This is a genomic window from Erwinia sp. HR93, from assembly GCF_034555055.1.
In the GTDB taxonomy this organism is placed as follows: domain Bacteria; phylum Pseudomonadota; class Gammaproteobacteria; order Enterobacterales; family Enterobacteriaceae; genus Apirhabdus; species Apirhabdus apintestini.
The window spans coordinates 1,378,129-1,403,956 of the sequence record NZ_JAXUDP010000001.1; the positions used below are offsets into that span (position 1 = coordinate 1,378,129).

At 56.1% G+C, this 25,828-nt stretch carries 18 protein-coding genes and 1 pseudogene; 10 read left to right on the forward strand and 9 right to left on the reverse strand.

From position 1 onward, the window contains the following. Positions 1–1,095: 1,095 nt before the first annotated feature. Positions 1,096–2,295 (reverse strand): cyanate transporter, encoded by a 1,200-nt coding sequence (locus SFA31_RS06435; RefSeq protein ID WP_322837233.1) that lies wholly within the window; start codon positions 2,293–2,295, stop codon positions 1,096–1,098. Positions 2,296–2,491: 196 nt separating this feature from the next. Between SFA31_RS06435 and SFA31_RS06440 the strand changes: the two genes are divergently transcribed. Beyond that, positions 2,492–3,355, forward strand: coding sequence for a LysR family transcriptional regulator (locus SFA31_RS06440; RefSeq protein ID WP_322837234.1), 864 nt, complete (start codon positions 2,492–2,494; stop codon positions 3,353–3,355). 79 nt (positions 3,356–3,434) lie between these two features. Here SFA31_RS06440 and SFA31_RS06445 read toward each other — a convergent pair whose 3' ends face one another. Further along, the gene (locus SFA31_RS06445) at positions 3,435–3,671 is read right to left on the reverse strand and encodes a hypothetical protein (RefSeq protein WP_322837235.1); all 237 of its coding nucleotides are present in this window, start codon (positions 3,669–3,671) and stop codon (positions 3,435–3,437) included. On the opposite strand from SFA31_RS06445, the gene SFA31_RS06450 reads away from it, so the two are divergent. After that, positions 3,664–5,046: an amidohydrolase gene (locus SFA31_RS06450; protein WP_322837236.1), complete on the forward strand. Its 1,383-nt coding sequence runs from the start codon at positions 3,664–3,666 to the stop codon at positions 5,044–5,046. The two genes, SFA31_RS06445 and SFA31_RS06450, sit on opposite strands and share 8 nt — an antisense overlap. Before the next feature lie 492 nt (positions 5,047–5,538). On the opposite strand, the gene SFA31_RS06455 is transcribed toward SFA31_RS06450, so the two are convergent. Further along, a complete protein-coding gene (locus SFA31_RS06455) occupies positions 5,539–6,405 on the reverse strand; it encodes a hypothetical protein (protein ID WP_322837237.1) in 867 nt (288 codons plus the stop codon). A gap of 415 nt (positions 6,406–6,820) precedes the next feature. On the opposite strand from SFA31_RS06455, the gene SFA31_RS06460 reads away from it, so the two are divergent. Next, positions 6,821–7,729 carry a LysR family transcriptional regulator gene (locus tag SFA31_RS06460; protein ID WP_322837238.1) on the forward strand — a complete coding sequence of 303 codons (909 nt, stop codon included), beginning with the start codon at positions 6,821–6,823 and terminating at the stop codon, positions 7,727–7,729. 440 nt (positions 7,730–8,169) lie between these two features. On the opposite strand, the gene argE is transcribed toward SFA31_RS06460, so the two are convergent. From argE to SFA31_RS06480, 4 genes and pseudogenes are all read right to left on the reverse strand, one after another. After that, positions 8,170–9,318, reverse strand: coding sequence for an acetylornithine deacetylase (argE, locus tag SFA31_RS06465; protein ID WP_322837239.1), 1,149 nt, complete (start codon positions 9,316–9,318; stop codon positions 8,170–8,172). Continuing rightward, positions 9,311–9,884, reverse strand: a pseudogene (locus SFA31_RS06470) (DUF1028 domain-containing protein). The gene argE and the pseudogene SFA31_RS06470 overlap by 8 nt, the downstream one beginning before the upstream one ends. 11 nt (positions 9,885–9,895) lie before the next feature. Continuing rightward, positions 9,896–10,312: a RidA family protein gene (locus tag SFA31_RS06475; RefSeq protein WP_322837240.1), complete on the reverse strand. Its 417-nt coding sequence runs from the start codon at positions 10,310–10,312 to the stop codon at positions 9,896–9,898. A gap of 18 nt (positions 10,313–10,330) precedes the next feature. Next, on the reverse strand, positions 10,331–11,746 hold the full coding sequence (locus tag SFA31_RS06480) for a cytosine permease (RefSeq protein ID WP_322837241.1): 1,416 nt from the start codon (positions 11,744–11,746) through the stop codon (positions 10,331–10,333). 474 nt (positions 11,747–12,220) lie between these two features. Between SFA31_RS06480 and SFA31_RS06485 the strand changes: the two genes are divergently transcribed. The 7 genes from SFA31_RS06485 (at position 12,221) to codA (ending at position 20,286) form a co-directional block, all read left to right on the forward strand. Beyond that, the gene (locus SFA31_RS06485; RefSeq protein WP_322837242.1) at positions 12,221–13,492 is read left to right on the forward strand and encodes an NAD(P)/FAD-dependent oxidoreductase; all 1,272 of its coding nucleotides are present in this window, start codon (positions 12,221–12,223) and stop codon (positions 13,490–13,492) included. A 419-nt stretch (positions 13,493–13,911) separates the two neighbouring features. After that, positions 13,912–14,268 (forward strand): copper resistance protein, encoded by a 357-nt coding sequence (locus SFA31_RS06490; protein ID WP_322837243.1) that lies wholly within the window; start codon positions 13,912–13,914, stop codon positions 14,266–14,268. A 45-nt stretch (positions 14,269–14,313) separates the two neighbouring features. After that, complete coding sequence (locus SFA31_RS06495) at positions 14,314–16,347, forward strand: protein-disulfide reductase DsbD family protein (RefSeq protein WP_322839315.1); 2,034 nt, start codon at positions 14,314–14,316, stop codon at positions 16,345–16,347. Next, complete coding sequence (locus tag SFA31_RS06500; RefSeq protein ID WP_322837244.1) at positions 16,344–17,060, forward strand: DsbA family protein; 717 nt, start codon at positions 16,344–16,346, stop codon at positions 17,058–17,060. The genes SFA31_RS06495 and SFA31_RS06500 overlap by 4 nt, the downstream gene beginning before the upstream one ends. Then, the gene (locus tag SFA31_RS06505) at positions 17,053–17,559 is read left to right on the forward strand and encodes a protein disulfide oxidoreductase (RefSeq protein ID WP_322837245.1); all 507 of its coding nucleotides are present in this window, start codon (positions 17,053–17,055) and stop codon (positions 17,557–17,559) included. The genes SFA31_RS06500 and SFA31_RS06505 overlap by 8 nt, the downstream gene beginning before the upstream one ends. 384 nt (positions 17,560–17,943) lie before the next feature. Continuing rightward, positions 17,944–18,564 (forward strand): lytic polysaccharide monooxygenase auxiliary activity family 9 protein, encoded by a 621-nt coding sequence (locus tag SFA31_RS06510; RefSeq protein WP_322837246.1) that lies wholly within the window; start codon positions 17,944–17,946, stop codon positions 18,562–18,564. Positions 18,565–19,044: 480 nt separating this feature from the next. Next, positions 19,045–20,286, forward strand: a complete 1,242-nt coding sequence (gene codA / locus SFA31_RS06515; protein WP_322837247.1) for a cytosine deaminase — start codon at positions 19,045–19,047, stop codon at positions 20,284–20,286. Between the two features lie 124 nt (positions 20,287–20,410). On the opposite strand, the gene SFA31_RS06520 is transcribed toward codA, so the two are convergent. Together SFA31_RS06520 and SFA31_RS06525 are read right to left on the reverse strand one after the other, a co-directional pair. After that, on the reverse strand, positions 20,411–23,452 hold the full coding sequence (locus tag SFA31_RS06520) for a type III restriction-modification system endonuclease (RefSeq protein ID WP_322837248.1): 3,042 nt from the start codon (positions 23,450–23,452) through the stop codon (positions 20,411–20,413). 9 nt (positions 23,453–23,461) lie between these two features. After that, positions 23,462–25,411 (reverse strand): site-specific DNA-methyltransferase, encoded by a 1,950-nt coding sequence (locus SFA31_RS06525; RefSeq protein WP_322837249.1) that lies wholly within the window; start codon positions 25,409–25,411, stop codon positions 23,462–23,464. Between the last annotated feature and the right edge of the window lie 417 nt (positions 25,412–25,828).

A 25,828-nucleotide genomic window follows, 5' to 3' on the forward strand; every position in this document is an offset into this window, starting at 1 on the left:
TACGCCGATCAGCATATTAATCAGGGTACTAAAATTAAAATAGCTGGCTCACGATTCCCACACATCCACATCTGGCGCACCCGAAATGAAACGGATGAATTTGCTGGCACTCTGGGAACCGAAAAGGCCCGTAATAGAATTAACCAATCCATCATACGAAACTCCCCTGGCAACAATAAGCATAGCCGCAGTGAACAGCGCTATCTTGATGAATAAATAAGGGCTTGTTTTACCATTAGCGATTGCCCCAATCGTGCAATATGCTGTTAATTTTCTCACGCAGGGGGCATCTATCCGCTGGGGGCTGAGAAGCGCATTGCGCAACATGGCAAAATCAGAATCATGGGGAAGAATGAGCTCACCTTCTGATACGTTGCCGTGGTGCAGGCGGAAATTGCCGCATTTTATGTCTTCAATCCAGCGTAATCGTCAATTCCCCAATCGCCGCGCCATAGGGCAAGCTATTTGCGGTGCCTGAATGTGGCCTCTTTTGCTAAGCGGCTGTTAATATCCTTCACACCCGTATTAAGCTGAAATTTAATCCCTCCTTCAGCCCGAGCGACAATTCGGTATTTCCCGCTGGTACCGGCCCTTTTTAGAGTTTGTTCACACAACAGCGCTTGCGCTAAGCGCCGCCTTCAGAAAAAGCTAAGCAAGTGCCCACGCCGGGAAAGCTAAGGAGGGTGCGGCGAGCGCGTGCGCGGCGTAGTCGACCTGAAGCACGCGGCGGCGTGCAGGATCGGCGTGGTGAGTAATCCGCATCATTGATGACAAATTTTCCCTGCAAAGCTATTGAGCGCCCTATAACCGTATAAAAATATCGGCCTATAGTAGAAGCGATTCTTCATCATGCCAGGTTAACCGCCTGATTTATTCAATGGCCGTCGGGCTAAATACGCGCGCTGATTCCCGGCCAATGGTATTAGGAACCCTGAGATCCTGCTGCGATGACAAATAACTTATTCGTAGCGGATCGGCAGAGTTGATACTTTTCAGCCAAATGCAGCCTGGTGTGGTTAAAACTACCGTGCCACCGCGCTACATGTCTCTGCTCTTCCCACACAACTTACTAGCATAGCGCATTAATTCCATCTCTTACGATTGCCGCTGCGTGGGCGATGCGAACGCCTGCGCGTAGCTTTTGGGATGAAAGCGCAGGTTGAGCGCCATTAACAGGCAAACGATGACAAGATGTAGCCCCCAGGCGGCATTCAGCGAGCCGGTGATAATACGTAGCTGCCCGGCTATGAACGGCATTGCGCCGGCGGCGCAAAAACCGATGCCCTGCACAAAGGCGACGAGGCGCGCAGCGCGCGCTGGCAGGGAAAGATGATCGAGTGCCAGAACCAGCGTCAGAGGGAACGCGCCGCCGAGTCCAACCCCTGCCACGCTGGCCCACAGCCACGGCGCGGCGAGCGGTGCGAACAGAAAGCCGCTAAGCCCAATGGCCTGGCAGGCCAGACACAGTAGTAACAGCGGGCGCCGATCCTGGCCGCGCGCCAGCAGGGGTAACCCCAGCGCGCCGCCGACCTGAGCGGCTATCATCAGCGCCAGCAGCGTTCCACTCCTCTGCGCTGTCCATCCTATAGCGATTAGCGCGTCGGGTAGCCAGGCGATGAGCGAGGCGTAAGTGCCGTTTACCAGACCAAAGCTCAGCGCCAGCGCCCAGGCGCGTGGGATGCGATATAGCGGAGTTTCGCGCACGGGGGAGCCTGCGGTCGTGTGGGCCACGGCGCGAGGTGCGGGCAGCCTGACCATTGTCCACAGCGCCAGCGCCAGCAGTATCAGCAGGCTCCAGCCAGAGAGCGCGATGCGCCAGCCGACATGTGAGCTCAGCCACGGCGTCAGCGCCGCGCCCAGCCCGCCGCCGCCCATCAGCGCACCTGACCACAGCCCGGTGACGGCGGGCGTTCGCTGCCCAAAGCGCTGGCGCAGCGCGCCGGGCATCGCCATTTGCACCAGCCCAATGCCAACCCCGCCCAGCGCGGCAGTGGCCAGCAGCAGTTCGCCGGAACTCATCCACTGGCGTAGTGCGGTTCCCGTTAGCAGAAGCAGCAGGCCCGGCAAGAGTAGTGAGCGGGCGCTGTAGCGACGCAGCAGGGCGCTTCCCGCGCAGGCGGAGATCCCCATCATCAGCATCGGCAGCGCTGCCAGCAGCGAACTTGCCGTTGCATCCAGCGCCAGCGCGTGCTGCAGATAGGGAAGCTGAGTACTTACGGAGGTGAGTAGCGGGCGCATCGTCAGGCCGGCCGTAACCAGTGCGGCCAGGGTGAGGAAAGTCGCGTCTCTTTTCATAAATCATACCTGCCACGGTGGTTAGTGCTTTGCATCGGTGAGTTTTCGGGCTTAAGCGGCGCTATCCGTAGAGCGCTGAAAGTGAGGAAAGCCTTTTTCATCCGGTGAATAAACCAGTGCGAAATGCGGGGTTGTTAATGTGGCGTTAATGAGTAGTATTTGGAAATTAAATATTAGCATATTGAGAATTGAGAAAATGAATCGTTACCCTCTGTTTAACCCGCAGCAGCTGGTGAGTTTCATCGCCGTATGCGAGACGGCGAGTTTTACCCGGGCGGCGGATCGCGTTTGTCTGTCCCAGTCTACGGTCAGTCAGCAGGTGCGCAGGCTGGAAGAGATGCTGGGTAAAGCGCTGCTGGCTCGTTCTTCGCATCAGGTTGCGCTCACCGAAGAGGGCGAAAAACTGCTTGGCTATGCGCGGCGTATTATTGCCCTTCACGGCGAGGCGCGAGACGCGCTAAGCGAGCAATGGCGCGAAGGCGTGGTGCGTCTTGGCGTGCCGGAAGACTACGCGGCCTCGACGGCCGGTTTGCTGGCGATATTTAGCCGTCAGCATCCGCATCTGCGCCTGGATATCACCAGTGGGATGCATGTGGCGCTTAAACAGGCGTGGCTCAGGGATGAGCTGGATATCATGCTCATTAAGCAGCCGTGCGGAGAGATGCCGCTGGCAGCGCGCCCGGAACCGCTACTGTGGCTGGATAGCCTGCATAATCCCGCCTTTGAGCAAACGCCGGTGCCGCTGGTGGCGTTTCCTGTGCAGGGGCTATATCGCGAAGAGATGTGTCAGGCAATGGATGAGTCGGGGCGTAGCTGGCGTATCAGCTACAGCAGCGCCAGTTTGCAGGCACTGGTGGCCGCCAGCGCGGCCGGCCTGGGGGTGTCGCTGTTGCCAGCAAGCTGTCGGCTGGCTGAGCATCGGGTGCTTGGGGGGGAGCAAGGGCTGCCGAATATCGATAATATCGAACTGGCGCTCTTTTGCCGGGATACGGCGACGCCGGTGCAGCGGCAACTGGCGCAGGCGTTAATTGATTTCTGCGGGCTGGCCCGGCGCGCATAGCGCTGCCCGGACGAACCCAGGGCAGTGAACCACCGCGCTGGGGCTATCAACGCCGGCAGTATTGGCCGCGGGTTTGCCATTACTGCAATATCGAACTGGCGTTCTTTTGCCGGGATACGGCGACGCCGGTGCAGCGGCAGCTGGCGATAAATAATGTGAGGCCGGTAGGCGTATTACGTTCACTGATACCGCCGGATAGGGCTGCGGTTTTGTTTATTACGTTTGCCACTTGTCGGCAGTGGGAAATATCGCAGCACGGAGCCAGTCGCTGCTCCAGGATGAAGAAAACTGCAGACTGGAGAACGTTAATGACCACATTTCTTTCCGGCAGTCGGCGCGATTTTTTAAGCGCTGGCGTTAAACTTACCGCGGCGGGAACGCTGCTGGCAGCGGGAATGGGCGCGGGAGTACAGGCTGCGGGATCTGCCGCAAATCCGGGGCCAATACCTGGAGGGGGCGGGAGTACGGCAGCGCGCTACACGCTGCGTAATGTCCGCCTTGAAGAAGGATTTGAAAAAGAGCAGGAACAGGTGATCGCCACCCATACTGGTTTATATGATGTGGATATTGACGGCGATGTGATAGCCGCGATTCGCCCGGCAGGCGGCGAGAGGGCTCGGCCTGGCATAGACGCAAAGGGCGCGCTAATGCTGCCAGCGACGCGGGATATGCACATTCATCTTGATAAAACCTTTTACGGCGATCCCTGGCAGGCACCGCGTCCGCGTAACAGCGTGCTGGAGATGATTGAGCTTGAGAAAAAGCTAATTCCCAAACTGCTGCCCAGATCGGCTGAGCGTGCGGAAAAACTGATTGCGCTTCTGCAGTCAAAAGGGACGACTTTCGCGCGCAGCCACTGCAATATTGAGCCTGTCAGCGGCCTGAAAAGCCTGGAGCATTTACAAACGGCGCTTGAGAAACATCGACAGGACTTTGCCTGTGAAATTGTGGCGTTTCCCCAGCACGGTTTACTGCGCTCTCACTCTGAAAAATTAATGCGCGAAGCGATGCAGATGGGGGCGAAATACGTGGGGGGTTTAGACCCTACCGCTGTCGATGGGGCAATGGAGAAATCCCTGGATACCCTGTTCAGTATCGCTCTGGATAACCGTGCGGGTGTCGATATCCACATTCATGAGACCGCACCATCCGGTCTGGCTGCCATCCGTTATATGATAGAAACGGTGCGCCAAAACCCGGAGCTAAAAGGCAAAGTGACCCTTAGCCATGCCTTCGCTCTCGCGACTATTGAGGGTGAAAAACGGGATGAGGTTATTGCGGATCTGGCGCAGCAGCGCTTTAGTATCGCAACAACGGTGCCTATCGGCAGGTTGGTGATGCCGCTGCCGCAGCTGCGGGCGGCCGGCGTGCCAGTAATGACCGGCACGGATAGCCTTCAGGATCACTGGCAGCCATTCGGTACCGGAAGTATGCTTGAAAAGGCTAATCTGTATGCACAGGTTTATCATACCCCCGATGAGTTTTCGCTCAGTCGCGCGCTAGGGGTCGGTACCGGCGGTATCCTGCCTTTAAGTGATACCGGCGAGCGGCAATGGCCAGCGCCGCGGCACGCCGCGGATTTTATGTTGGTGAAAGCCCATTGTTCGGCTGAAGCCGTTGCGCGCATTTCTCCCGTGCTGGCGACGTTTCATCGCGGTCGACCGGTGTATGGTGAAATTACCGGCGCTTAGGCCGCTGATGACAGCGTCTTATGCCAGGCTCCGACTGTATTGCAGAATAATATGCGTTACAGGCGGGGCCGGCGATAAATCAGTCCTTTGGCATGTCTGCGGGAATATTTGGTTATTAATAGTGATTTTAAATTTAAGTGATAATCATAAAGCTAAATAATGAATACGGCGATTAAGTGAATGTCGTTCAACGTATTTTGCATAGTTACAAATATTTTTGAAAATAAGATGTATTTCAAAGAAATTAGTTATTAATAATTATAATAAGAATAAAAATTGATATTCATCATATAAATATATTTATGCAGATTGGTGTTGTTATTTATGTATGATGTAAAAAGAAGATATCAGCTATTTATAACAATTTCATTACATTTATAAATAATGAAATTTAGATAAGTAGAATCTCAACAGCCCCGGGAAAAGGGGCTATTGCCAGAAATAATTATCTGCTGTGTAAATCAAAAAGATGTCTTTAATCAGATTATTTTTTTAAACGGGGACGCTGATATCTCCAATCATCACATAAACAAGGCGAGGATCGCTTACGTGAAAGAGTTCAGGCCGGGCGCGATCCTGTTGGCCTAAAAAGAATACCCATGCCTCGTCTTTTTTCCGCGCTTTTTTAGCCTCTATTGCCCCAAGTCGTGCAGCCTCCAGACCGTGTTCAATGCCGTATTTTTGGCGTGCGTTCCAGCGCGACCAGCCCAGATTCAGTAAATATTCTCCGGTAGGTTTACGGCCTTCCCAGGCATAGGGGGCCAGATGTAATAACAGTGAATCCGCTTCAGGTATTAGGCGGCTATTGGAAAGTTTTGAGTAGAATATTTTGTTTTCAGGAAATATTCTGGGCAATTCGGCTGGCAGCTTTTTAAATATTGTCGCATAGGTATTACCTACGGCGTTTGGCACCCGTAACGACATATCTCTGTCATGGGGGAAATGAATGAACGCCCGGCAAATTGGGCGCAGTGTGGCAGCGTATTCCCGCGATGTGGTTATAGCCGCTGAGCCGTTGCGTAGCCTGGCTTCGCCCCTGTCCTTCCCGGTATTAGCAGGCGTCAGCGCCAGGCCGGCTGGAGATAAATCTGAAGATTTTTCCAAGTGCTCACGCACGCTACTTCGGCGTCCATGTTCGATGATGCCCATCTCTGTATTTGCGTGGCATCCATAGCGATGGGCGGTATTTCGGTAGAGTCTAAAATGCGGGCGCTGTGCGTTCCTTTTGGCATACGCTGCCGGGTAAACGGGAATACCGCATCCCCAGCAGACATAGCCTGAAGTATCTATTTCCTCAAGTGCCCATAGTTCATCGCTATACACTTTGGTATGCGACGCTATATCCCAGGCTGAATCCATTTTTCCATCTCACTTTTCAGGTTTTATTGCAATAGGACAGTCATGCCTTTCTCAATGCAAAGAAGGGCATTTTGGTATTATTCCTAAGGATTTTTCTTATAACATTTTGGCGAGTATTTGTGATCCAATTGCTGCCTTTATTTTTAATCACAAAATATTATCGGATTTTAGGAAAAGATTTAGTTTTATAGGATTTCGGCTCTAAATAACGCTTACTTATTACAGGGACAAAGCGAGAAATAACCGTCTGGTCCACAGAATAGAATGAAAGTCCCGCTATATTTGGGCTTTTGCGCGACGGAACTCTTTGAGCGCTTTTATGAGATAGCTACACTGAATAAAAAGCATAAAAAAGCCTAATGAGGCTTAGCTCACCGCGTTATTAAAGCTTTCACCTGCATAAAGGAGCCGCGTCATGGCGAATTATACCCTGCGCCAACTCAAGTATTTTGTCGCCACCGTTGAGTGCGGCAGCGTCGCTGAAGCATCCCGCAAACTGTTTATTGCCCAGCCTTCTATTTCGAGCGCGATTAAAGGGCTGGAGGAGAGTTTTGATGTACAGCTTTTTATTCGCCACCATGCTCAGGGCGTTTCTCTCACGCCCGCTGGTACGCGTTTTCACCGCAAGGCGCAAAAGCTGCTGCGCATGGCGCATGAATTTGAACAAAACGCGCTGGCGGATAACGATACCGTATCGGGGCGAATTGATATCGGGTGTTTTGAAGCGGTGGCACCGCTGGTGCTGCCGCGCCTGATTCGCGGCTTTAAAACTCGCTATCCGGGCGTGGAAATTGTAATTCGCGACGGCGAACAGCATGAGCTGGTGCAGGGGCTAATTGCCGGAAGCTTCGATTTGGCGCTGCTGTATCATCACGATCTGGACGCCAGTATTTGCGTAGAGCCGCTGGTTGAGCCGCGCATGCCTTATATTTTACTGCCCGTCGATCATCCTCTGGCCGGTAATCAGTCAGTTTCCCTGCGGGCGCTGGCGGACGAACCGATGATCCTGCTGGATGTACAGCCTAGCGCCAGCTATTTCGTCAATCTGTTTACAGAAGCGGGGATTGTCCCCAATATCGTTTTCAGCTCGCCTTCGATTGAAATGGTGCGTGGCATGGTAGGGCAGGGTTTTGGGTTTGCGGTTCTGGTGACGCGGCCGTTTGGCGAATACAGTTATGACGGCCAGCGGCTGGCGGCCATCAGGCTGGCGGATGACGTGGAAGGCTCCGGCCTTGCGGCGGCGTGGCTGGGCCGAAACCGCCTGACGCGCCCGGCGCAGCTTTTCGTTGAGTTTTGTAAAACCGAACTGGTGCACATTTTGTAAGGCTGACCCCGGAAAAACGCTTTAGCTGCGGCGCCAAATTGCAGACGCGCGCAGGTTTCCAAACGTGGCGCCACGGTGCGCTAACTGAAGGATGGCGCAGCCACACCGGTACTCAGGCGCGCCGCCACGCGCGCAGGTTTCCAAACGTGGCGCCACGGTGCGCTAACTGAGGGATGGCGCAGATACGCCGGGGCTCAGGCGCGCAGCCACGCGCACAGGTTTCCAAACGTGGCGCCACGGTGCGCTAACTGAAGGATGGCGTAGCCACACCGGTACTCAGGCGCGCAGCCACGCGCACAGGTTTCCAAACGTGGCGCCACGGTGCGCTAACTGAAGGATGGCGCAGCCACACCGGTACTCAGGCGCGCCGCCACGCGCACAGGTTTTCAAACGTGGCGCCACGGTGCGCTAACTGAAGGATGGCGCAGCCACACCGGTACTCAGGCGCGCAGCCATGCGCACAGGTTTTCGAGCATGGCGGTGCAGCGCGCTAACTGATCGATAGCGACATATTCGTCGGGTTTATGCCCCTGCGCCATGCTGCCGGGGCCGCAGATAAGCGTGGCGATACCCGCTTCGTCGAATAGCCCGCCTTCGGTGCCAAATGCCACGGTGCTGAACGCGTCGCTGCCGCACCATTGCGCCAGCCAGCGGGCAAAATCGCTCTGCGCATCGGTGAGCAAGCCGGGGTATTGGCTGAGCGGGATAAAGGAAATCTCGCTCTCCTGAGCGATATCCCGCATGGCGGGAAGCAGCTCTTTAGCCGCGTAGTCACGCAGTGCGCTGACGGTATCTTCTACAGGCTGACCGGGCAAATGGCGGATCTCAAAGTCGAACTCGCAGCGCTGGGGCACAATATTGAGCGCGGCGCCGCCGCGAATGGTGCCGACCTGCAGCGTGCTGTAAGGAGGATCGAAGCGGACGTCGCGCATTTTAGCCAGCGCGTCACCCAGCGATTCCAGCCGGTTAATCAGGCGCGCCGCATAGCTAATGGCATTCACGCCCTGCGGCGCATAGGCCGAATGGCAGGCGTGTCCGCGTACCCGGCAGCGCATCGCCACCTTCCCCTTATGGCCGTACACCGGCTGCATATCGGTGGGCTCACCGATGATACACATGGCCGGTTTATCGCGCGCCGCCTTCAGATGCGAGACCAGGCTGCGCACGCCGAGGCACCCGACCTCTTCATCATAAGAAAATGCCAGATGCAGCGGCAGGCGTAGCCGCTGAGCCTGAAACAGCGGAATGGCGGCGAGAACGCAGGCGAGAAAGCCTTTCATATCCGCGCTACCGCGTCCGTAATAACGCTTATCTTTTTCCGTTAGCGCAAAGGGCGGTACGCTCCAGGGTTGCCCGTCCACGGGGACGACGTCAGTATGCCCAGATAGCATGACGCCGCCGTCTCCCTCTGGCCCCAGGCGCGCATAGAGATTGGCCTTACGGCCATCTTCACTGAGGAAACGCTGCGCCACGATGCCCCGTTCCGCTAAGTGCGCCTGGATATAGTCAATCAGCGCCAGATTGGATTCCCGGCTAGTGGTGTCGAACGCCAGCAGGTTTTCCAGAATGTCGCGAACGGAATTACTCATCTCCGGGAACCCCATAGCTGGGCGCCCGGCGCGGATCGTCGGCGCGCGTCAGGTAATCCTGCATTTGCGGCGCATAATCACGCCACAGCGTTTGCAGCGCCTGGATTGGACAGGCGTCTGTCCAGTCAATGCGTAAATCAACGATTGGCCACGCGTGATTGCCGACGATTTTAAGCGCCGCTGAATGTACCGGCCCTGCCTCACCGCCGGCATCCATAGCGGCCTGCATTGCAGCCAGCAGTCTGTCCGCCAGCGCACCCGTGGCGCAGGTGAACGCCTCGGTCATGGCATCGATCGCCCCCGGTGAGGCCAGCATGTTGCCGGCGCCAGGCGCTAAAATCGTCGTCGGCTAACGCTCGACGAAGCGCCTGTTCCGCGCTGGCTCCCTGCGCTAACTGCGCCAGCGCCTGCTGACCAAGGCTCGGCAGCGTAACATTCTGGCTTGACGCGGCGCCCGTGCCGGGAAGTAACCACGGGCAGCGTGCGCCGACGGCGATGCTGGATGAGCTCACGGCTACGCCCAGTTGCCCAGAGGCCTGGCAGCGCGCGGCGATTGAAAATGTCATAAGGCCTCCTTTTATTCCGGGATAACGGCGATAACGTCAATTTCCATCAGCCATTCCGGCTGGGCCAGCCCGGCTACCACCAGCCCGGTAGATATAGGGAATACGCCTTTCAGCCATTTTCCAACTTCCTGATAAACCGCTTCGCGAAAGCGTGGATCGGTGATGTAGGTAGTGGTTTTTACAATATGCGATAGATCGCTACCTGCTTCTTCCAGTAGCTGCTTAACATTTTTCATCGCCTGTTCGGCCTGGGCGCGCGGGCAGCCAAGCCCGACGAGTTTCCCTTCAAAATCGGTGCCGACCTGGCCGCGAACATAGACGGTATTGCCAGCGCGGACCGCCTGGCAAAGATCGTTATCCAGCGTCTGATTAGGGTAGGTCGCTTTAGTATTAAACATGCGTATACGCGTATGGGTAGGCTGGCTCATCGCTAACTCCTGTGTAGTTTATCGGTTCGAAACGGGTGATGCGGCCTGTCGGCGCTGCAGGACGGCCTCTCGCGTCGCCAGCCAGTAGTAGAGCGGCGAGGTGACGATAAGACCTACCAGCCATGACAGGTCAGCGCCGTTAATGTGTTTTGCTATAGGACCGACGTACAGCGGCGTGTTCATAAACGGAATTTGTACGGCGATGCCGACAGCGTAGGCCAGCAAGGCCTGTGGGTTATAGCGGCCGTAAATTCCGCCGTCGACCTGGAAAATTGAGGCGATATCATAGCGGCCTTGATGAATGGCATAGAAATCAATCAAATTTATTGCGGTCCACGGAACCAGCACTACCAGTAGCGCCAGTACCAAATCGACGAAGTGGCTGATAAAGTCCGCTGAGGCGAAAACGGCGGCAAAGCAGCAGGCGATCAGCAATATTATCGACAGGACGGTGCGGCTGCGGCTGCCGGGGATCCAGCGCCAGAAGAAAGTCTGGACTAGCGTAATCAGCGCCATGACCGCGCCGTACAGGTTGAGTGCGTTGTGACTAATAACGCTGAGTAAAAATAGGATCAGCATAAAAGGACCGATGGCGCCGGTGGCAAGCTTAACCGCCTCCATCGTTTCCAGGCCCGGCGGCGTGGCCAGCGCGGCGACGGCGCCGAAAATAAACGCCAGTGCAGAGCCGAGCGTAGAGCCGAGATAAGTCGCCCAGAATGTGGCGGGAACTGAAACATCCTTCGGCAGATAGCGGGAGTAGTCGGACACATACGGCGCGAAGGCGATTTGCCACAAAGCCGCCAGCGACACGGTAGCCAGCCAGCCGGAAAGGCTAAACCCGCCGCGCGTCAGAAAATCAGCGGTATGAATGTGCGTAAAGATATAGCCAAAGCCGAATAAAATGCCGAGACCCAGCACCCAGGTGCCGATGCGGTTAAGAATGTGAATAAACCGGTAGCCGATTATCCCGATAATGCAGGAGCCTATCGCGCCGATGATAATTCCCACCGGCAGCGGAATCCCCCCCGCGATGCCGTGCAGAGACTGGCCCGCTAGCACGATATTCGAAGAAAAAAAGCCCACATACATGATGCCAGCGATAACCACCACCAGCAGAGAACCCAGCGAGCCGAACTGAGCGCGGCTCTGGATCATTTGCGGTATCCCCATTTGCGGCCCCTGGGCTGAATGCAGAGCCATCAGCGCGCCGCCTAGCAGGTGGCCGATAATAATAGCGCATATCCCCCATGCCAGGTTGAGGTGGAAAAGCTGAACGCCCAGCGCCCCTGTAACGATAGGTAACGGTGCAATATTGCCGCCAAACCATAGCGTGAAAAGATCGCGCACTTTTCCATGGCGCGCTTCTGGCGGGATATAACCGATGGTGTGTTGTTCAACCAGCGGCGGCGATGTATCGCGTGCTTGAGTAGACATTGCAGGCTCCGGATTATGATGCGAGCGTATCTTTACGTACGCCTTTTATTATTGACGTGATAATGCGCACCGCCTGAGCGATGGGTAAATTAGTAAGTTTGTTTTTAAGGGAAATAAAAAAAATAGCGTACAGATTCTGTAAATCTTTTTTATCTCATACGCAATGTTTATTTTATTAAATTAGACCTCACTATTATTGGGATTATTTTCTGAAGCCTTTGCATCATTAATTTATATTTAGTCATTAGATTAATACTATTTTACCGTACGCCATTCACTCCCCAGGATTAACGTTATAGAAAACCCGAATACTCTCCCGCACTGCGTGAGGATTTAGCGCCTGTGTTAGCAGCGTTTTGTTGCCTCATGGTTCACGCCGGCGCGTATTACGCCCGGCAGGCGAGCCGCCTGAATAGCATGAGGCAATTTAAATGCTAAGAAGCCCAGGCTCTTAAGCCAATGAAGGAAATAGGTATGACGCCAGAAATAACGAAAGTCGATACGTTGGTGGTAGGCGCTGGCCAGGCGGGCATCGCGATGAGTGAGCATCTCACCCGGCTGGATATTCCTCACCTGGTGCTGGAAAAGCAGGGGATTGCGCAGGCGTGGCGCACCGGGCGCTGGGATTCGCTGGTGGCGAACGGGCCGGCCTGGCACGATCGCTTCCCCGGACAAACTTTCGCCGATACCGGCCCGGATGGCTTTGTGCCAAAAGAGCGCGTCGCCGACTATTTTGCAGAATATGCGCAGCGCTTTAATGCGCCTGTGCGCTGCGGCGTCGAGGTGAAAAGCGTGCGTCGCAATACGGGCAAACCCGGGTTCATTATCGATACCTCGGATGGCTTGATTGAAGCGCGACGGGTAGTCGCTGCCACCGGGCCGTTTCAGAAACCGATTATTCCGCCGATAGCCGCGGCGGAAACCTCGCTGGTGCAGCTACACTCCGCGCACTATCGCAACCCGCAGCAGTTACCGGAGGGCGGAGTTTTAGTGGTCGGCGCCGGTTCTTCCGGAGTGCAGATAGCGGATGAACTTAACCGGGCCGGTAAATCGGTTTGGCTATCCGTCGGGCCGCATGATAGACCTCCGCGCTCTTACCGACAGCGCGATTTCTGCTGGTGGCTGGGGGTATTGGGCCTGTGGGATAAAGCCGCCAGCGAACCGGGTAAAGAGCATGTGACTATCGCGGTGAGCGGTGCGCGCGGCGGACATACCGTCGATTTTCGCCGCCTCGCGCAGGAGGGGGTTAATTTGGTTGGGCGCACCCGTACATTTAACGCGGGTGAAGTGACCTTTGAGGAAGACCTGACAGAGAATATCCGGCGCGGCGATGAAAACTATCTGTCGCTGCTGGATGCGGCCGATGCGTGGATCGACCGCAACGGGATGGATTTACCGCCTGAGCCGCAGGCGCGACAGATGCTGGCGGACCCTTCCTGCATGACGCAGCCGACGCTGAGCCTGAATCTGGCGCAGGCGGGGATTACCTCGATAATCTGGGCCACCGGCTATGCGGTGGATTACCGCTGGCTGGAGGTGGATACCTTTGATGCGGCGGGCAGGCCGCGGCACCAGCGCGGCGTTTCCCAGGAGCCGGGCGTTTATTTCCTCGGACTGCCCTGGCTTTCGCGCCGAGGCTCCTCGTTTATTTGGGGCGTGTGGCACGATGCGAAATATATCGCCGATCAGATAACGATTCAGCGCAGTTATGAGGGGTATCAGGGGCCGGAGCAGCGACTGCGATAGGTTTATTTTTATTTGTGATGCCTTTTTATTTCGGCGGGCATTAATCTGTTCGAGGATGGTTAATACTCGCCGATTCTTTTATTTTGAATAAATCATCTTTGGATAAATTCCATTACCCCGCTAAATTATCAGGATTATTTTTTGCGGGTTATTCCATTTGCTTTATTTAACCTGGTCAGTGCTATTTAATTTTCTGTGCAAGAAATATAAAAACCCACTAATAAGTATGTGAATATGAGGTGTTAATTTACGGGTGAATATGAATATATGTCCTGTTCAGGTAAGCCTCTCATTTTACTCGCGGGCGTTGGTGAATGCCAGGATGCATTCCGCTAACGGCCCGATACGTTTATTTTTCGCCGCGGTTGCTAAAAAAAATCCAACCGATAAGATGGTCATTGGTAAATACGGGAGCGGCGATGAAGCAGCGGCGAATAGCGACATGGTTTTTAGGGCTGGCTTGCCTGGTGGTGCTGGTATGCACCGCGCAGCGTATGGCCGCTCTGCATGCGTTTGGTTCGCAGCCTGGCGCCGTTATCGCTCAGGTTTCGCCGCAGGGCGACGGTGCGGATGCGCCGGTAACGCCGTGCGAACTTAGCGCGAAATCGCTGCTCTCCGTGCCGCCGCTGCTGTTTGAAGGCGCGGTAATTACGTTAATGCTGCTGCTGGCGCTTCTGGCACCGCGGCCGCAGCGGCGTCGGGTGCCACCTCCCCCTCGGGTTATCTCCCCTCATACTCTCCGGGTCCATTTGCGATTATGCGTCTTCCGTGAGTGATTAACGGCCTGCATTTCCAGGTCTGATAATCATTTACGGAGAAAAATTATGACTATTTTCAAACAGGCGCTGCTGTGCCTGTTATGGCTGTGGCTACCCTTCGCAGGGGCAGCCGACGGCGGCTGGCTGCGAGTGCCGGATAACCCGCATGCGGGGGTGCGCTTTCGCACTGCGCCGCAGGATAACGGGGATGTCCATTTATTGCTGGATGTCGCTCTGGAAAAGGGATGGAAAACGTACTGGCGTTCCCCCGGTGAAGGCGGCGTAGCGCCGTCAATAGCCTGGCGCGGCGCTGAGCCGACGGTGAACTGGCAGTGGCCAACGCCTCAGCGCTTTGACGTCGCCGGGATAACCACGCAGGGTTACCGCGGTGATGTCAGCTTTCCGCTACAAATCCGCGCTCCTGCGTCAGGCACCCTGTCGGGCGTTCTGACGCTACCAACCTGCAGCAACGTTTGTATTCTCACCGATTACCCTTTTTCGCTGGATTTGAGCGCGCCGGCGGCACCCGGTTTTGCCCATGATTATGCGAAAGCGCAGGGAACACTCCCTTTACGGCAGGGCTTGACGGATGCGCTGACCGCAGGCTACCGCGCCGGTGAGCTGCAGCTCACGGCGGTGCGCAAAGCGGGCTGGGATAACCCCGCGCTGTATCTGGATGACGCGCAGGACGCCAGTTTTGCTAAACCCGCGCTGCGCGTCGCGGGTGAGACGCTAACGGCAACGGTGCCGGTGAGCGATGCGTGGGGCGAACGCGCGCCGGACCTGCGCGGGCGAATGCTGTCACTGGTGCTGGCTGATTCAGGCATTGCGCAGGAAAGCCGGGTGACGGTTGGGCAAAGCGCCCCGGGCATCACGCCACCGCCGCCGGTGGCCTTATGGCAGGCGATTTTGATGGCCCTGGCCGGCGGCTTCACTCTGAATTTGATGCCGTGCGTATTGCCGGTGCTGGGAATGAAGCTGGGCAGCGTATTGCAATCCCACGGGCGCGATCGCCTGCAGGTACGACGCCAGTTCCTGGCATCCGCTGCGGGGGTGATTGTCTCTTTTCTCGCGCTGGCGCTGATGATGACCGCGCTGCGGGCCGGGAACCAGGCGCTGGGCTGGGGTATTCAGTTTCAGAGCCCGTGGTTTATCGGCATCATGGCGCTGGTGATGGTGCTGTTTAGCGCTAGCCTGTTCGGGTTATTTGAGATTCGATTGCCGTCGGGGCTGGCTACGCGCCTTGCCACCCACGGTGGGCAGGGTGTTGGCGGGCATTTTTGGCAGGGTGCGTTTGCAACGCTTTTAGCAACGCCGTGCACGGCGCCCTTCCTGGGAACCGCGCTGGCGGTCGCGCTGGCGGCGCCGCTTCCCGTGCTGTGGGGGATCTTCCTCGCGCTGGGAATAGGCATGAGCCTGCCGTGGCTGCTGATTGCAGCATGGCCCGCGATAGCATTACGCCTGCCGCGCCCCGGGCGCTGGATGAATCGCCTGCGCGTGGTCCTTGGGTTGCTGATGTTCGGCTCGGCGCTCTGGCTGTTAAGCCTGCTGGCGTTACATATTGGGCGTCCTCTCACTCTGATGCTGGCCGCGCTGATTATCGCGGGGCTGATTATCGCCATCGGGATACGCTACGGCTGGCGCAGGGCTGGGATTACCGTATCGCTATTGATTGTGCTGTGCGGTGGGGTATTGCTGGGCACTTCGCTAACGGCAGGAAAACAGACCTTACGCGATCGTATTGTCTGGCAGCCTCTGAGCGAGGCAGCGATTCAGCAGGCGCTGGCCGAGCGTAAACGCGTGTTCGTGGATGTCACGGCCGAGTGGTGCGTAACCTGTAAAGCGAATAAATACAACGTACTACTGCGCGATGAGGTGCAGGCGGCGCTCAGTGCGCCGGACGTAGTTGCGCTGCGCGGCGACTGGACCCGGCCATCGACGAAGATTACCGCTTTTTTGAACCGGCGCGGCAGCGCGGCCGTTCCCTTCAACCAAATCTATGGTCCGGGCTTGCCAGAAGGGCGCGTTTTGCCCGCGCTATTAAGCCGTGACGCCGTCCTCGATACCCTGAATGCCTCGAAAGGAGTCGCTCAATGAGATTTGCCGTTTTTCTATTATTACTGTGTGTAACGTCGCTAAGCGCAGCGGCACCGTTTACCCCGCAGCAGGAGGCGCGCATCCAGGAAATGGTGCGTGAAACCCTGGTTTCGCATCCGGATATTTTGGCGCAGGCGATGGATGCCTGGCAGCAACAGAATGGCCAGCAGCAGGTGAGTGAGACAATCGCGGCGCAGAGTGAACTGTTGTTCCACGATCCCAACAGCCCGCGCATTGGGTCACAAAATCCACGCCTTACGCTGGTGCTGTTTACTGACTACAACTGCCCTTACTGCAAACAGCTCGATCCGATGCTGGAGAAGATTGTGCGCGATTATCCGCAGGTAGCACTCATCTATAAGCCGCTGCCGTTTAAAGGTGCCACCTCAGTGGAAGCTGCGCGCGTTGCGTTAACCGCCTGGCGCGCTGTGCCGCAGCGTTTTATGGCGCTGCATCAGCGTTTAATGGCAAAAAAAGGGTTTCACGATACGGCAAGCATTCGCGCCGCTCAGCAAAAGAGCGATACCGCCTCGATAACCGCCGATAAGACCAGTATGGACACCCTGCGCGCTAATTTACAGCTTGCAGAGCAGCTTGGCGTACAGGGAACGCCCGCCACGCTGGTTGGCGATGAAATGCTGGCGGGCGCTGTGCCTTATGAAACGCTGGAGTCGCTGGTGAAGCAGAAGCTGGCGCAGGCGCCGCGTGGTTAAGTGGCGCCGTTGGGCACGTGAGTTATTGGTTACGCTGGCGCTGGCTGTGGGCGTAACGGTGGCTATGGACGCACTGCGCGGGCCGTCGCTGCCGGCGAGTATCGCCACTGCGCCGCTGAAAACCGTGGACGGTGAAATGCTCTCGCTCGCCGCAATGAGCGCAGAGCGACCGCTGCTGGTTTACGTGTGGGCATCCTGGTGCGCCGTGTGCCGGTATACGACGCCCGGCGTACGGCGCCTGGCGCAAAGCGGCGCTAATGTGGCGAGCGTGGCGCTGCGCTCAGGGGATGATGAACGGCTGCGCCGCACGCTGGCGGCGAAGCGCCTGCCGGTGCCGACCGTGAATGATGCAAACGGTGCGCTAGTGCGGCGCTGGGGGGTTAGCGCAACGCCCACGCTGCTTATCATCTACCGGGGGAAAGTGACGTCAGCGACCATCGGCTGGACCAGCTATCCTGGCATGCTGCTGCGGCTGTGGTGGGCAAAGCTTAGGTGTTAGCGTGGCGATAAAGGCGCCGGTACGGCTTTGCCCGTTTGTTTCACGTTGAAACGTGAAGCGATGGCAGAGCCGTTTTTCATTCTACGCTCGCCCGATTGTGCGATCGGGCCGGCGTATTGACGAGCGATGATAATCACGATTCCCGCGTGAGGCGCAGTGATTAACCGGTGACAGCGGATGATGCCCGGTAAGCGGCGACGCGCGTTCAGCACAGGCGCGGGCGTGCGATGTCATGCTGTATTTATTGAAATCAATTTACGCCACGCAAAATCATGTTCATACCTGCCACACATTTTCCGTTCGCTTTTGTTCGTAGGATTTTTCCGCCGAACATCGGCATTCGTTATGAATACAGAGATAACTAATCGAATAAGGGAAAATGCAATGAGTATCGATCTTAAGCATGGCCGGGTAACGTCCCCAAAAACGCGCGGCCTGGTAGCGACCGAATTAGGGCTGATTGGCGAATGGCAGAACAATGAAATGGAAGGCGGGAAAAATTTCCCGGCGACCACGTCTGGTTCGATGCCAGCGCCGTTTGAAAGTGATGCGCCGAGCACCACTCCACCTGCTGACGGCCTGATCCTGAGCGGCGGTAAAACCGATGCCCGTGAATGCGTTAACTTCACCGATAGCGAAATGGCAGAGCAACTGGGTAAAGCGTTCGAGTGGCCGTGCGTGAGCGTGACGGCGGGTGAGACGCTGAAGATCCACTGGGCATATACGGCGGCGCATACCACTCGCGGCTATCGCGCGTTTATCACCAAAGACGGTTGGGACGCAACGCAGCGTATCAGCCGCGCGCAGCTTGAAGAAGCGCCGTTCTTTGAAGATATCTACCCGTATGTGCCGTTCTCACAGTACCCGGACAAACTGGTTGCCAAAACCGAGCACGATCTGGTGCTGCCAAAAAATAAACGTGGCCATCATGTGATAGTTCTGCTGTGGCTGGTGGCGGACACCGGTAACGCGTTCTATCAGGCGCTTGACGTTGATTTTGGCTGATCGCAGGAAATTGTTTTGGCGTAACGGCGTGCCGTCATAAAGCGATATGCGGCCACGGACGCTGCGCATGAAAACAATAGAGGGGAACGCGGTTCCCCTCGTACTTGCTGACCATAACGCCTGGCGCCCGGCACACTTGCCTGCACCTTATTATTAGCGCATCAGACCCACCTTATGTTGTCCGTCTTTTCATCAATATTGTCGCCCAGTTTGGTATGGCGCGGCGGCGTTAGCCAGCCATAAAGGGAACTAACTTTAGCGATTTCAGCGCAGTGGCTTTTCGTCAGTTAGAGAAGGCTGAATTCGGTGCTGGTGGCCGGTTGATACGATCAGTCTTACCCGATGCGCCGGAGATAATGTATTTCCCTTCCCCGGACTGGACCCCGTGCGTGGTAGCATAGTGCAATACCGTTTTGTCGCAGGTGCCGGGTTTATGCAGCGGACAGGACGCCTGAAACGCGCAACTGATAAGGAGTCAGGATGAATATTATTAACGCACGTTTACGTAAGCGTGAAGGTTTGTTCACCCTCGTTTTACAGGATGGGAAAATCAACCAGATAACTGGACAGGCCGCCAGCCGGAAGGCCGGACCGGATGAGCTGGACGCCGAAGGCGGTCTGGCGATAGCGCCGCTGGTTGAGCCACATATCCATTTGGACGCGACGCTGACGGCGGGTGAACCGGCCTGGAATATGAGCGGCACGCTGTTTGAAGGCATAGAGCGCTGGGGCCAGCGTAAAGCGACTATCACGCATGAGGATACTAAACGGCGCGCGCTGGCGACGATTGGGATGCTGCGCGACCACGGCATCCAGCATGTGCGTACTCACGTTGATGTTACCGATCCTTCGCTGGCAGCGCTGCGGGCGTTACTGGAAGTGAAACAGGAAAGCCGTCATCTGCTAGATTTGCAGATTGTGGCGTTCCCTCAGGAAGGCATTGAATCTTTCCCGAATGGCCGTGCGCTGATGACGCAGGCGATTGAGCTGGGTGCCGATGTCGTTGGCGGTATTCCGCATTTTGAAAACACCCGCGATCAGGGCGTCAGTTCAGTCAAGTTCTTAATGGAACTGGCGGAGCGTACCGGTTGCCTGGTGGATGTGCACTGTGATGAAACCGACGATCCCCAGTCGCGTTTCCTGGAGGTGCTGGCCGAAGAGGCGCGAGTGCGAGATATGGGCGCGCGCGTTACCGCCAGCCACACCGTGGCGATGGGATCATACGATAACGCCTACTGCTATAAGCTGTTTCGCCTGCTGCGCCAGTCCGGAATTAATTTTGTTTCCTGCCCGACGGAAAGCATTCATTTGCAGGGGCGCTTTGATAGCTGGCCGAAGCGACGCGGCGTGACACGCGTGGCGGAGTTGGATCAGGCGGGTATGAATGTCTGTTTTGGCCAGGATTCGATTAAAGATCCGTGGTATCCGCTGGGGAATGGCAATATTTTACGCGTGCTGGACGCTGGCCTGCATATCTGCCACATGATGGGCTATGATACCCTGCAGCGCAGCCTGGACTTTGTCACAGATAATAGCGCTCGGGCGCTGAATCTGGGCGAGCGCTACGGCCTGGCGCCGGGGCGTCCGGCTAATGTGGTAATTCTGGATGCGGAAAACGACTATGACGCGGTGTGCCACCAGGCGAAAGCGCGGATATCCATTCGCCACGGGCAGGTGATTATGCGCCGCCGCCCGGAGCAGCTTGAGTACCCGCAGGCGTAGTGAACATCCGCGCTTTCTTTATTCAGCGCGGCGAAGAAGCGCCGGGCGCAGGCGATGTTAAAGCATCGCCGGCGCGGGTGAGTGAAAACTTGCGCCGAACGCGACGACGCCGCCGCGCCGGGGGTTACAGCGCGGTATCCAGCAATTGCTGAAAGTCGCTGACGACGGTGTAGTGAACATCCGCGCTTTCTTTATTCAGCGCGGCGAAGAAGCGCCGGGCGCAGGCGATTTTGTATGCTTCGCTGGCGCGCAGGCTGAGCGCTGTGTCGCTGCCTTTAGTCTCTGCAACGAACCAAAGGTGGCGAACGCTGCCTTCGCGAAAAGCGATGGCCCAGTCTGGAATGTAGTCGCCGAGCGGGGTTGGAATGGCGAACCCGTGAGGTAATTTGGCATAAACCGCCACGTTATCACAGCTTTCCAGCGCTTCGGCAAAGCGCCGTTCGACGCCGGAGTCCAGCACTGCATAATCGTATATATGTTTTTGCAGACGTACGGCGGCGCGGCTGAGATCCTGGCCGCGCTGGCCCGCGATGAACAGGCTACGATCGTAGCATTCATCAAGTAAGGTGTAGGTGAGGTTTTCAACCGAAAGGGCGGCCTTCTGTTCATTAATAAGACGTGCTGCGCCGGCAATAAAGGCTTCGGGATTCTGCTGATAAAGCGCAAAAACGTGTGGGGAAATTTGACGCAGAATAGCGACGAGCGTGCGCCGGGTCAGGGCGGTTGCCGCCGCCAGTTTGCCGGGTAAGTCGTAGCGCACCGTGCGCGCTATTGCCTGCCCTTCTAAACGCACCGTACCGTGCGGCGTCTGGCGGAATCCACCGCCGCTATGCAGTAATTCATCGGTAAGCATTTCGGTTTGTTCACCGCCGCTTAGCGTATATTGCAGCGGCGTAACGCGAAGCTGCGTATCAATAGCCTGCACTGCCTGGCGAATGAGCGCTGGGGTATCAAACTCAACGCGCCAGACGCTTTTGTGATGAATTTGTGCCCATAGCGCCTGAAATTCCGCAGAGTCAAATAGGGCGTTTAGCGGATTTATTTTGAGGCGGCGATCGTCTTCAATCGCCGGTAGTTGAGCTTCGCTAAATAGCGTATTGAGTAGGGCGATAATCGCTTCTCGCCAGGGCGCAAGAGCGTCCGGCAGCGGCGCCAGGGTATTCTGTGTGACGGCCGTATGCCATGACAGCGTCAAAGTATCGTCCAGCTCGTTGATGTAATCGTGCTTCACCAGATACTTGTACAGACGTTTCGCCATTTCTGGCGTGACGGGTGTTTCTTCATGTGGGCCGATGAGTAATTTACCGGTGAGCCAGGCTTCGTTCGCTTTGCGTGGACGCGCGGACAGCGCGCTGCCCAGCTCCTGCTGTAGCCCGCAGACAAAATCGCGGTAACTTTCGCTGGCGACGACGCAGAGTACATTGATGTCGTGTACGGTAGCGGGATTGTCCTGGCGTTCTCCGCGCTGATTGACCGCAAGCCGCAGCCCGCGCCCTACCTCCTGGCGGCGTGAAATGCCGCTGTTACTGCGTTTTAGCATACACATAACGAAAACGTTAGGGTTATCCCAGCCTTCCCGCAGCGCAGAATGGGAGAAAATAAAGCGCGTAGGTTCCTGAAATGACAGCAAGCGTTCTTTATCTTTGAGAATGAGATCATAGGCGTCCACGTCGTCCGATAGCCCCGCGTCTTCCCCGCGCGTTTTAACGTCTGGATCGCGCAGGCGCTGCGATTTTTTATCAACCGAGAAGTAGCCTTTATGCGTGCAGTCGACGCGAATAGACGCCAGGTAATCGCGCCAGTCGCCGCGGCCCGGCGGCAGCTCCGCCAGCAGGGCGTCTACCTGCGCCTGATACTCTTGTTCGAACAGGCGTGCGTAGTCGCCCTTTTCATCGTCCCGCGCGTAATCACGGTATTTAGCAACTTCGTCGATAAAAAAAAGCGACAGGACTTTGATACCCTGCGGATAAAGCTGGCGCTCTTTTTCCAGGTGCGCGCGCACGGTTTCCCGGATTTGCAGGCGGCGAATATCGGCGTCGCTGACATCGCCAACCGCCTCTCCGGCGCGCAGAATCTGACCGTTGGTGAAGCTGACGCTGTCGCTGATTGCGTCGATATGTTCAACGATATAGCCGCGATATTGCTCTAGTTGGTTGCTTTCAGCGTAAAGATTATTCCCTGCCTGTAGCCTGCGCAGGGCGCGGCGGATGCCGGAACGGGTTTTGATTTCCATTTCGATACGCGCCAGCGGCGCCTTTTGGGATAGTTCAATGGATTCCAGCCAAAGCCACGCGTTTAACCCTTCCGCGCCTTTAACGGCAATGCCGCGCACGGCGATTTTTTTAACCAGTTTTTGGTTATAGGCGTCCAGCGCGTCCAGACGATGAATTTTATTGTGGTTAGTTTTATGGGTGGCCGAATAGCGCAGAACTGCCAGTGGGGTGAAATGGGCAAGCGCGCTAAGGGTTTTTTTGCCTTCCATGCGCTGCGGTTCGTCCAGGATGAGAATGGGGCGACAGGCGCTCAGCACATCGATGGGGCGGCGCGAGCGAAATGCGTCCAGCGCTTCATAAATACGGCGATTATCTTTGCCGGCGGCGTTAAACGCCTGGGTGTTGATAATCATTACGTGTATGCCCGCGTCCGAGGCGAATTGTTCCAGTGCCTGCGGCTGGCGGGAGTTATAAATAAAACAGCGCGCTTTTTTGCCGTAGATTTCTGCAAAATGGGCGGCGGTGATGCGCAGTGATTTATCCACGCCTTCGCGTATGGCAATACCGGGGACCACCACGATAAATTTACTCCAGCCGTAGCGCTGATTGAGTTCGAACAGTGTTTTGATGTAGCAATAGGTCTTTCCGGTTCCGGTTTCCATTTCAATATCCAGGTTAACCGGGCAGACCTCGTCGCCTGCAAGAGAAGCGGAGACGGGCAGGTTTTGCCGCCGCTGTACCCGCTGGATATTGGACAGTAATTGTGTGGGGGAGAGCGACAGCGGCGCATTGCCGAAGATATCGCCGTCGGCCAGATCCAGCGCTGGCGCACGGTCAGGCGCGGTTTGCGTCTGTATCGCCAGTGGGTTATGCCAGGGCTGGCCGGCGAAACAGTCGATAACGGCGTCGACGGCGGCCGTTTGGTGCGGCTGTAGCTTGAATTTAAGTTTCATGGCCACTCCTTAGAGTACGTTGAGTTCCGTCGCCGGCGAGAGCTGGAGAAAAAGCTGGGCAGCGTTGTTTTTAACGGCGTCGTTTTCGAATCCGTCATCCCGGAATACCACGCGTTCCGGCTGCAGCGCCGCCATTTCACGGATTAGCGCTTCACTAATGCCGGGGCTAAAGCAGGCAAGCAGCGCGCCATTATCCACTTCCCACACCGGTACTCCGAGCAGCGCTATCTGGCGCAGCGGTAGCGTGAGCGGCAGGCCGCAGTCAATCAATACCTGAAACAGGAGATCGTCCGGGGTGCGGTCCGGGCGGATATTGTCGACCAGAAAATCGAGCTGCGTCTGGGTTAGCGCATCCGCGCTGTACCACACGTCATTCATATTGCTGGTGTCGATACGTAATACGCGCAGTCCGGCCTGGTCGCTAAATGCCTGAGCCGCGCGCTGAATGCGCGCTTTGGTGATTTCGCTAATGTAAGGCGGTTTGCCAAGCGTTTTCAGATACTGCAGGGTTTCTTTGACGCTTTTTTTACTTTTGGCATCCATTCCGGCGCTGGCGCGGATCTCTTCCGGTAATTGCACGAGCACGAAGCGCAGGCGCGCGCCGCGGTCGTGGTTATATTGCATGACCGCACTGGCGGTACTGCCGGAGCCGGCGAAAAAATCCATTACGATTTCCGGCGCATCGCCGTCGCAGCTGCCGCAAAAGAGCGCCAGCAGCCGGTATATTAACGCCGTGGGTTTCTGGCCGTTAAGGAAGGCGGGCAGCCCGTGCATCTCTTTATTCAGGTTGATAGTGGAAATGTCGTTCCATAAATCGCACAAATATTCATCAAGATAGTCAGACAGGAATAGCATCTGTTTACCTTCCCACCAGACGTAGCGAATCCCGGTGGGTGAGATGACGGCTGCGGTTTTAGTGGGGAAAGTCATACCGGCGAGCGTGGCGTTGTTGGTGCGATAAACCACGTTTTCGGCGTGCGCCAGTTTAAAGGCGCGCACGCTGGCGTCGTCGAGCGGCAGGCCGCGCTGAGCCATTTCCTCTGTCACCTTCACAATGACGTAGTTCTGCGGATCGTCGTCAAGATTACGCACAAAACTGGAATAATAATTCAGGTAGCCATCGAGCTTTTCCGGGTTCTGCTCTTTTTTAATTTTTATTGGGTTGAGGCGCGCCGCGCCGATGTTGCGCGTATAGACCAAGATATATTCTTTTATTTTCGGCAACCGTTTATCTACGTGGGACATTTTTACGCCGGAGGATTCACTCGATTTGACGGCGATTAAATTCAGGAAGCACTGCGCGCCAAATACTTCATCACACAGCAGCTTCAGGTTCGCCAGCTCGTCGTCGTCAATACTGATGCAAATCACGCCGTCGTCCTTGAGCAGCGTGCGGGCGATGCGCAAACGCGGGTACATCATGGAGAGCCAGTCGGAGTGGAAGCGCCCGTTGGTGTCGGTATTTGATACCAGCGCATTGCCGTATTCATCTTTCTGTAATGAGCGCTCCAAAAATTCCTGGGCCGAGGCGGTGAAATTATCTTTATAGATGAAATCGCTGCCGGTGTTATAGGGCGGATCGATATAGATAAGTTTGACGCTGCCAAGGTAACTTTCCTGCAGCAACTTTAGCGCATCGAGGTTATCACCTTCGATAAATAGATGTTCCGCGCGGTCGAAATCGACGCTGTCTTCGCGCACCGGGCGCAGCGTTTTGGCGATAGGACTGTTAGCGGTCAGTAATGCCTGGCGCTTTCCCGGCCAGTTTAGCTGATAGCGCTCCGCTGGCCCTTCGATGAGGCTATCGCCGAGCGCCTGGCGCAGCAGATCGAAATCGACGGCTAGCTGCGCTTCCCCTGCTGCAGTTTGCTGTTCGGTGACACAGGCAGGAAACAGCGCCTGAAGCTGTTTGAGCGCCTGCTGTTGTCCGTTTAGGGAGTGCATTTTTAGCTTGTCCATGACGTCCTCGGCGTTGAGTTACGATGAGGCGAAAAACCTTTCGCGACGCGGTTTAATGGTATGGTCGCTATTGTAACTTGCTTAACAAAGGATGTGAGGCGGATTTTTAAGTTGCAGCGACACTTCCTGGCAGGAAAATATTGCGATTATTGGGGAGTAACCGTCGCGGCGGTATAGCGCTCCGACGCTCAATGTTTATTCCATCACCTATTTATTTATCATGTTAACCCCGGCTGGGGGTGAAAACCTCACCCGAGCCTGAGCTTAATAGTGCATTTAGGTATTACGCCCGCATTTATCGCGCTTGCGAGAGAAAATGGTGCATGAACAGACACAAAACGACAGGCGCTTTATACGGCGCTGGGGTAATTATTGTTAATGTAGTTCACCAAAAAAACTGGCTGTTGCTTTACCCAG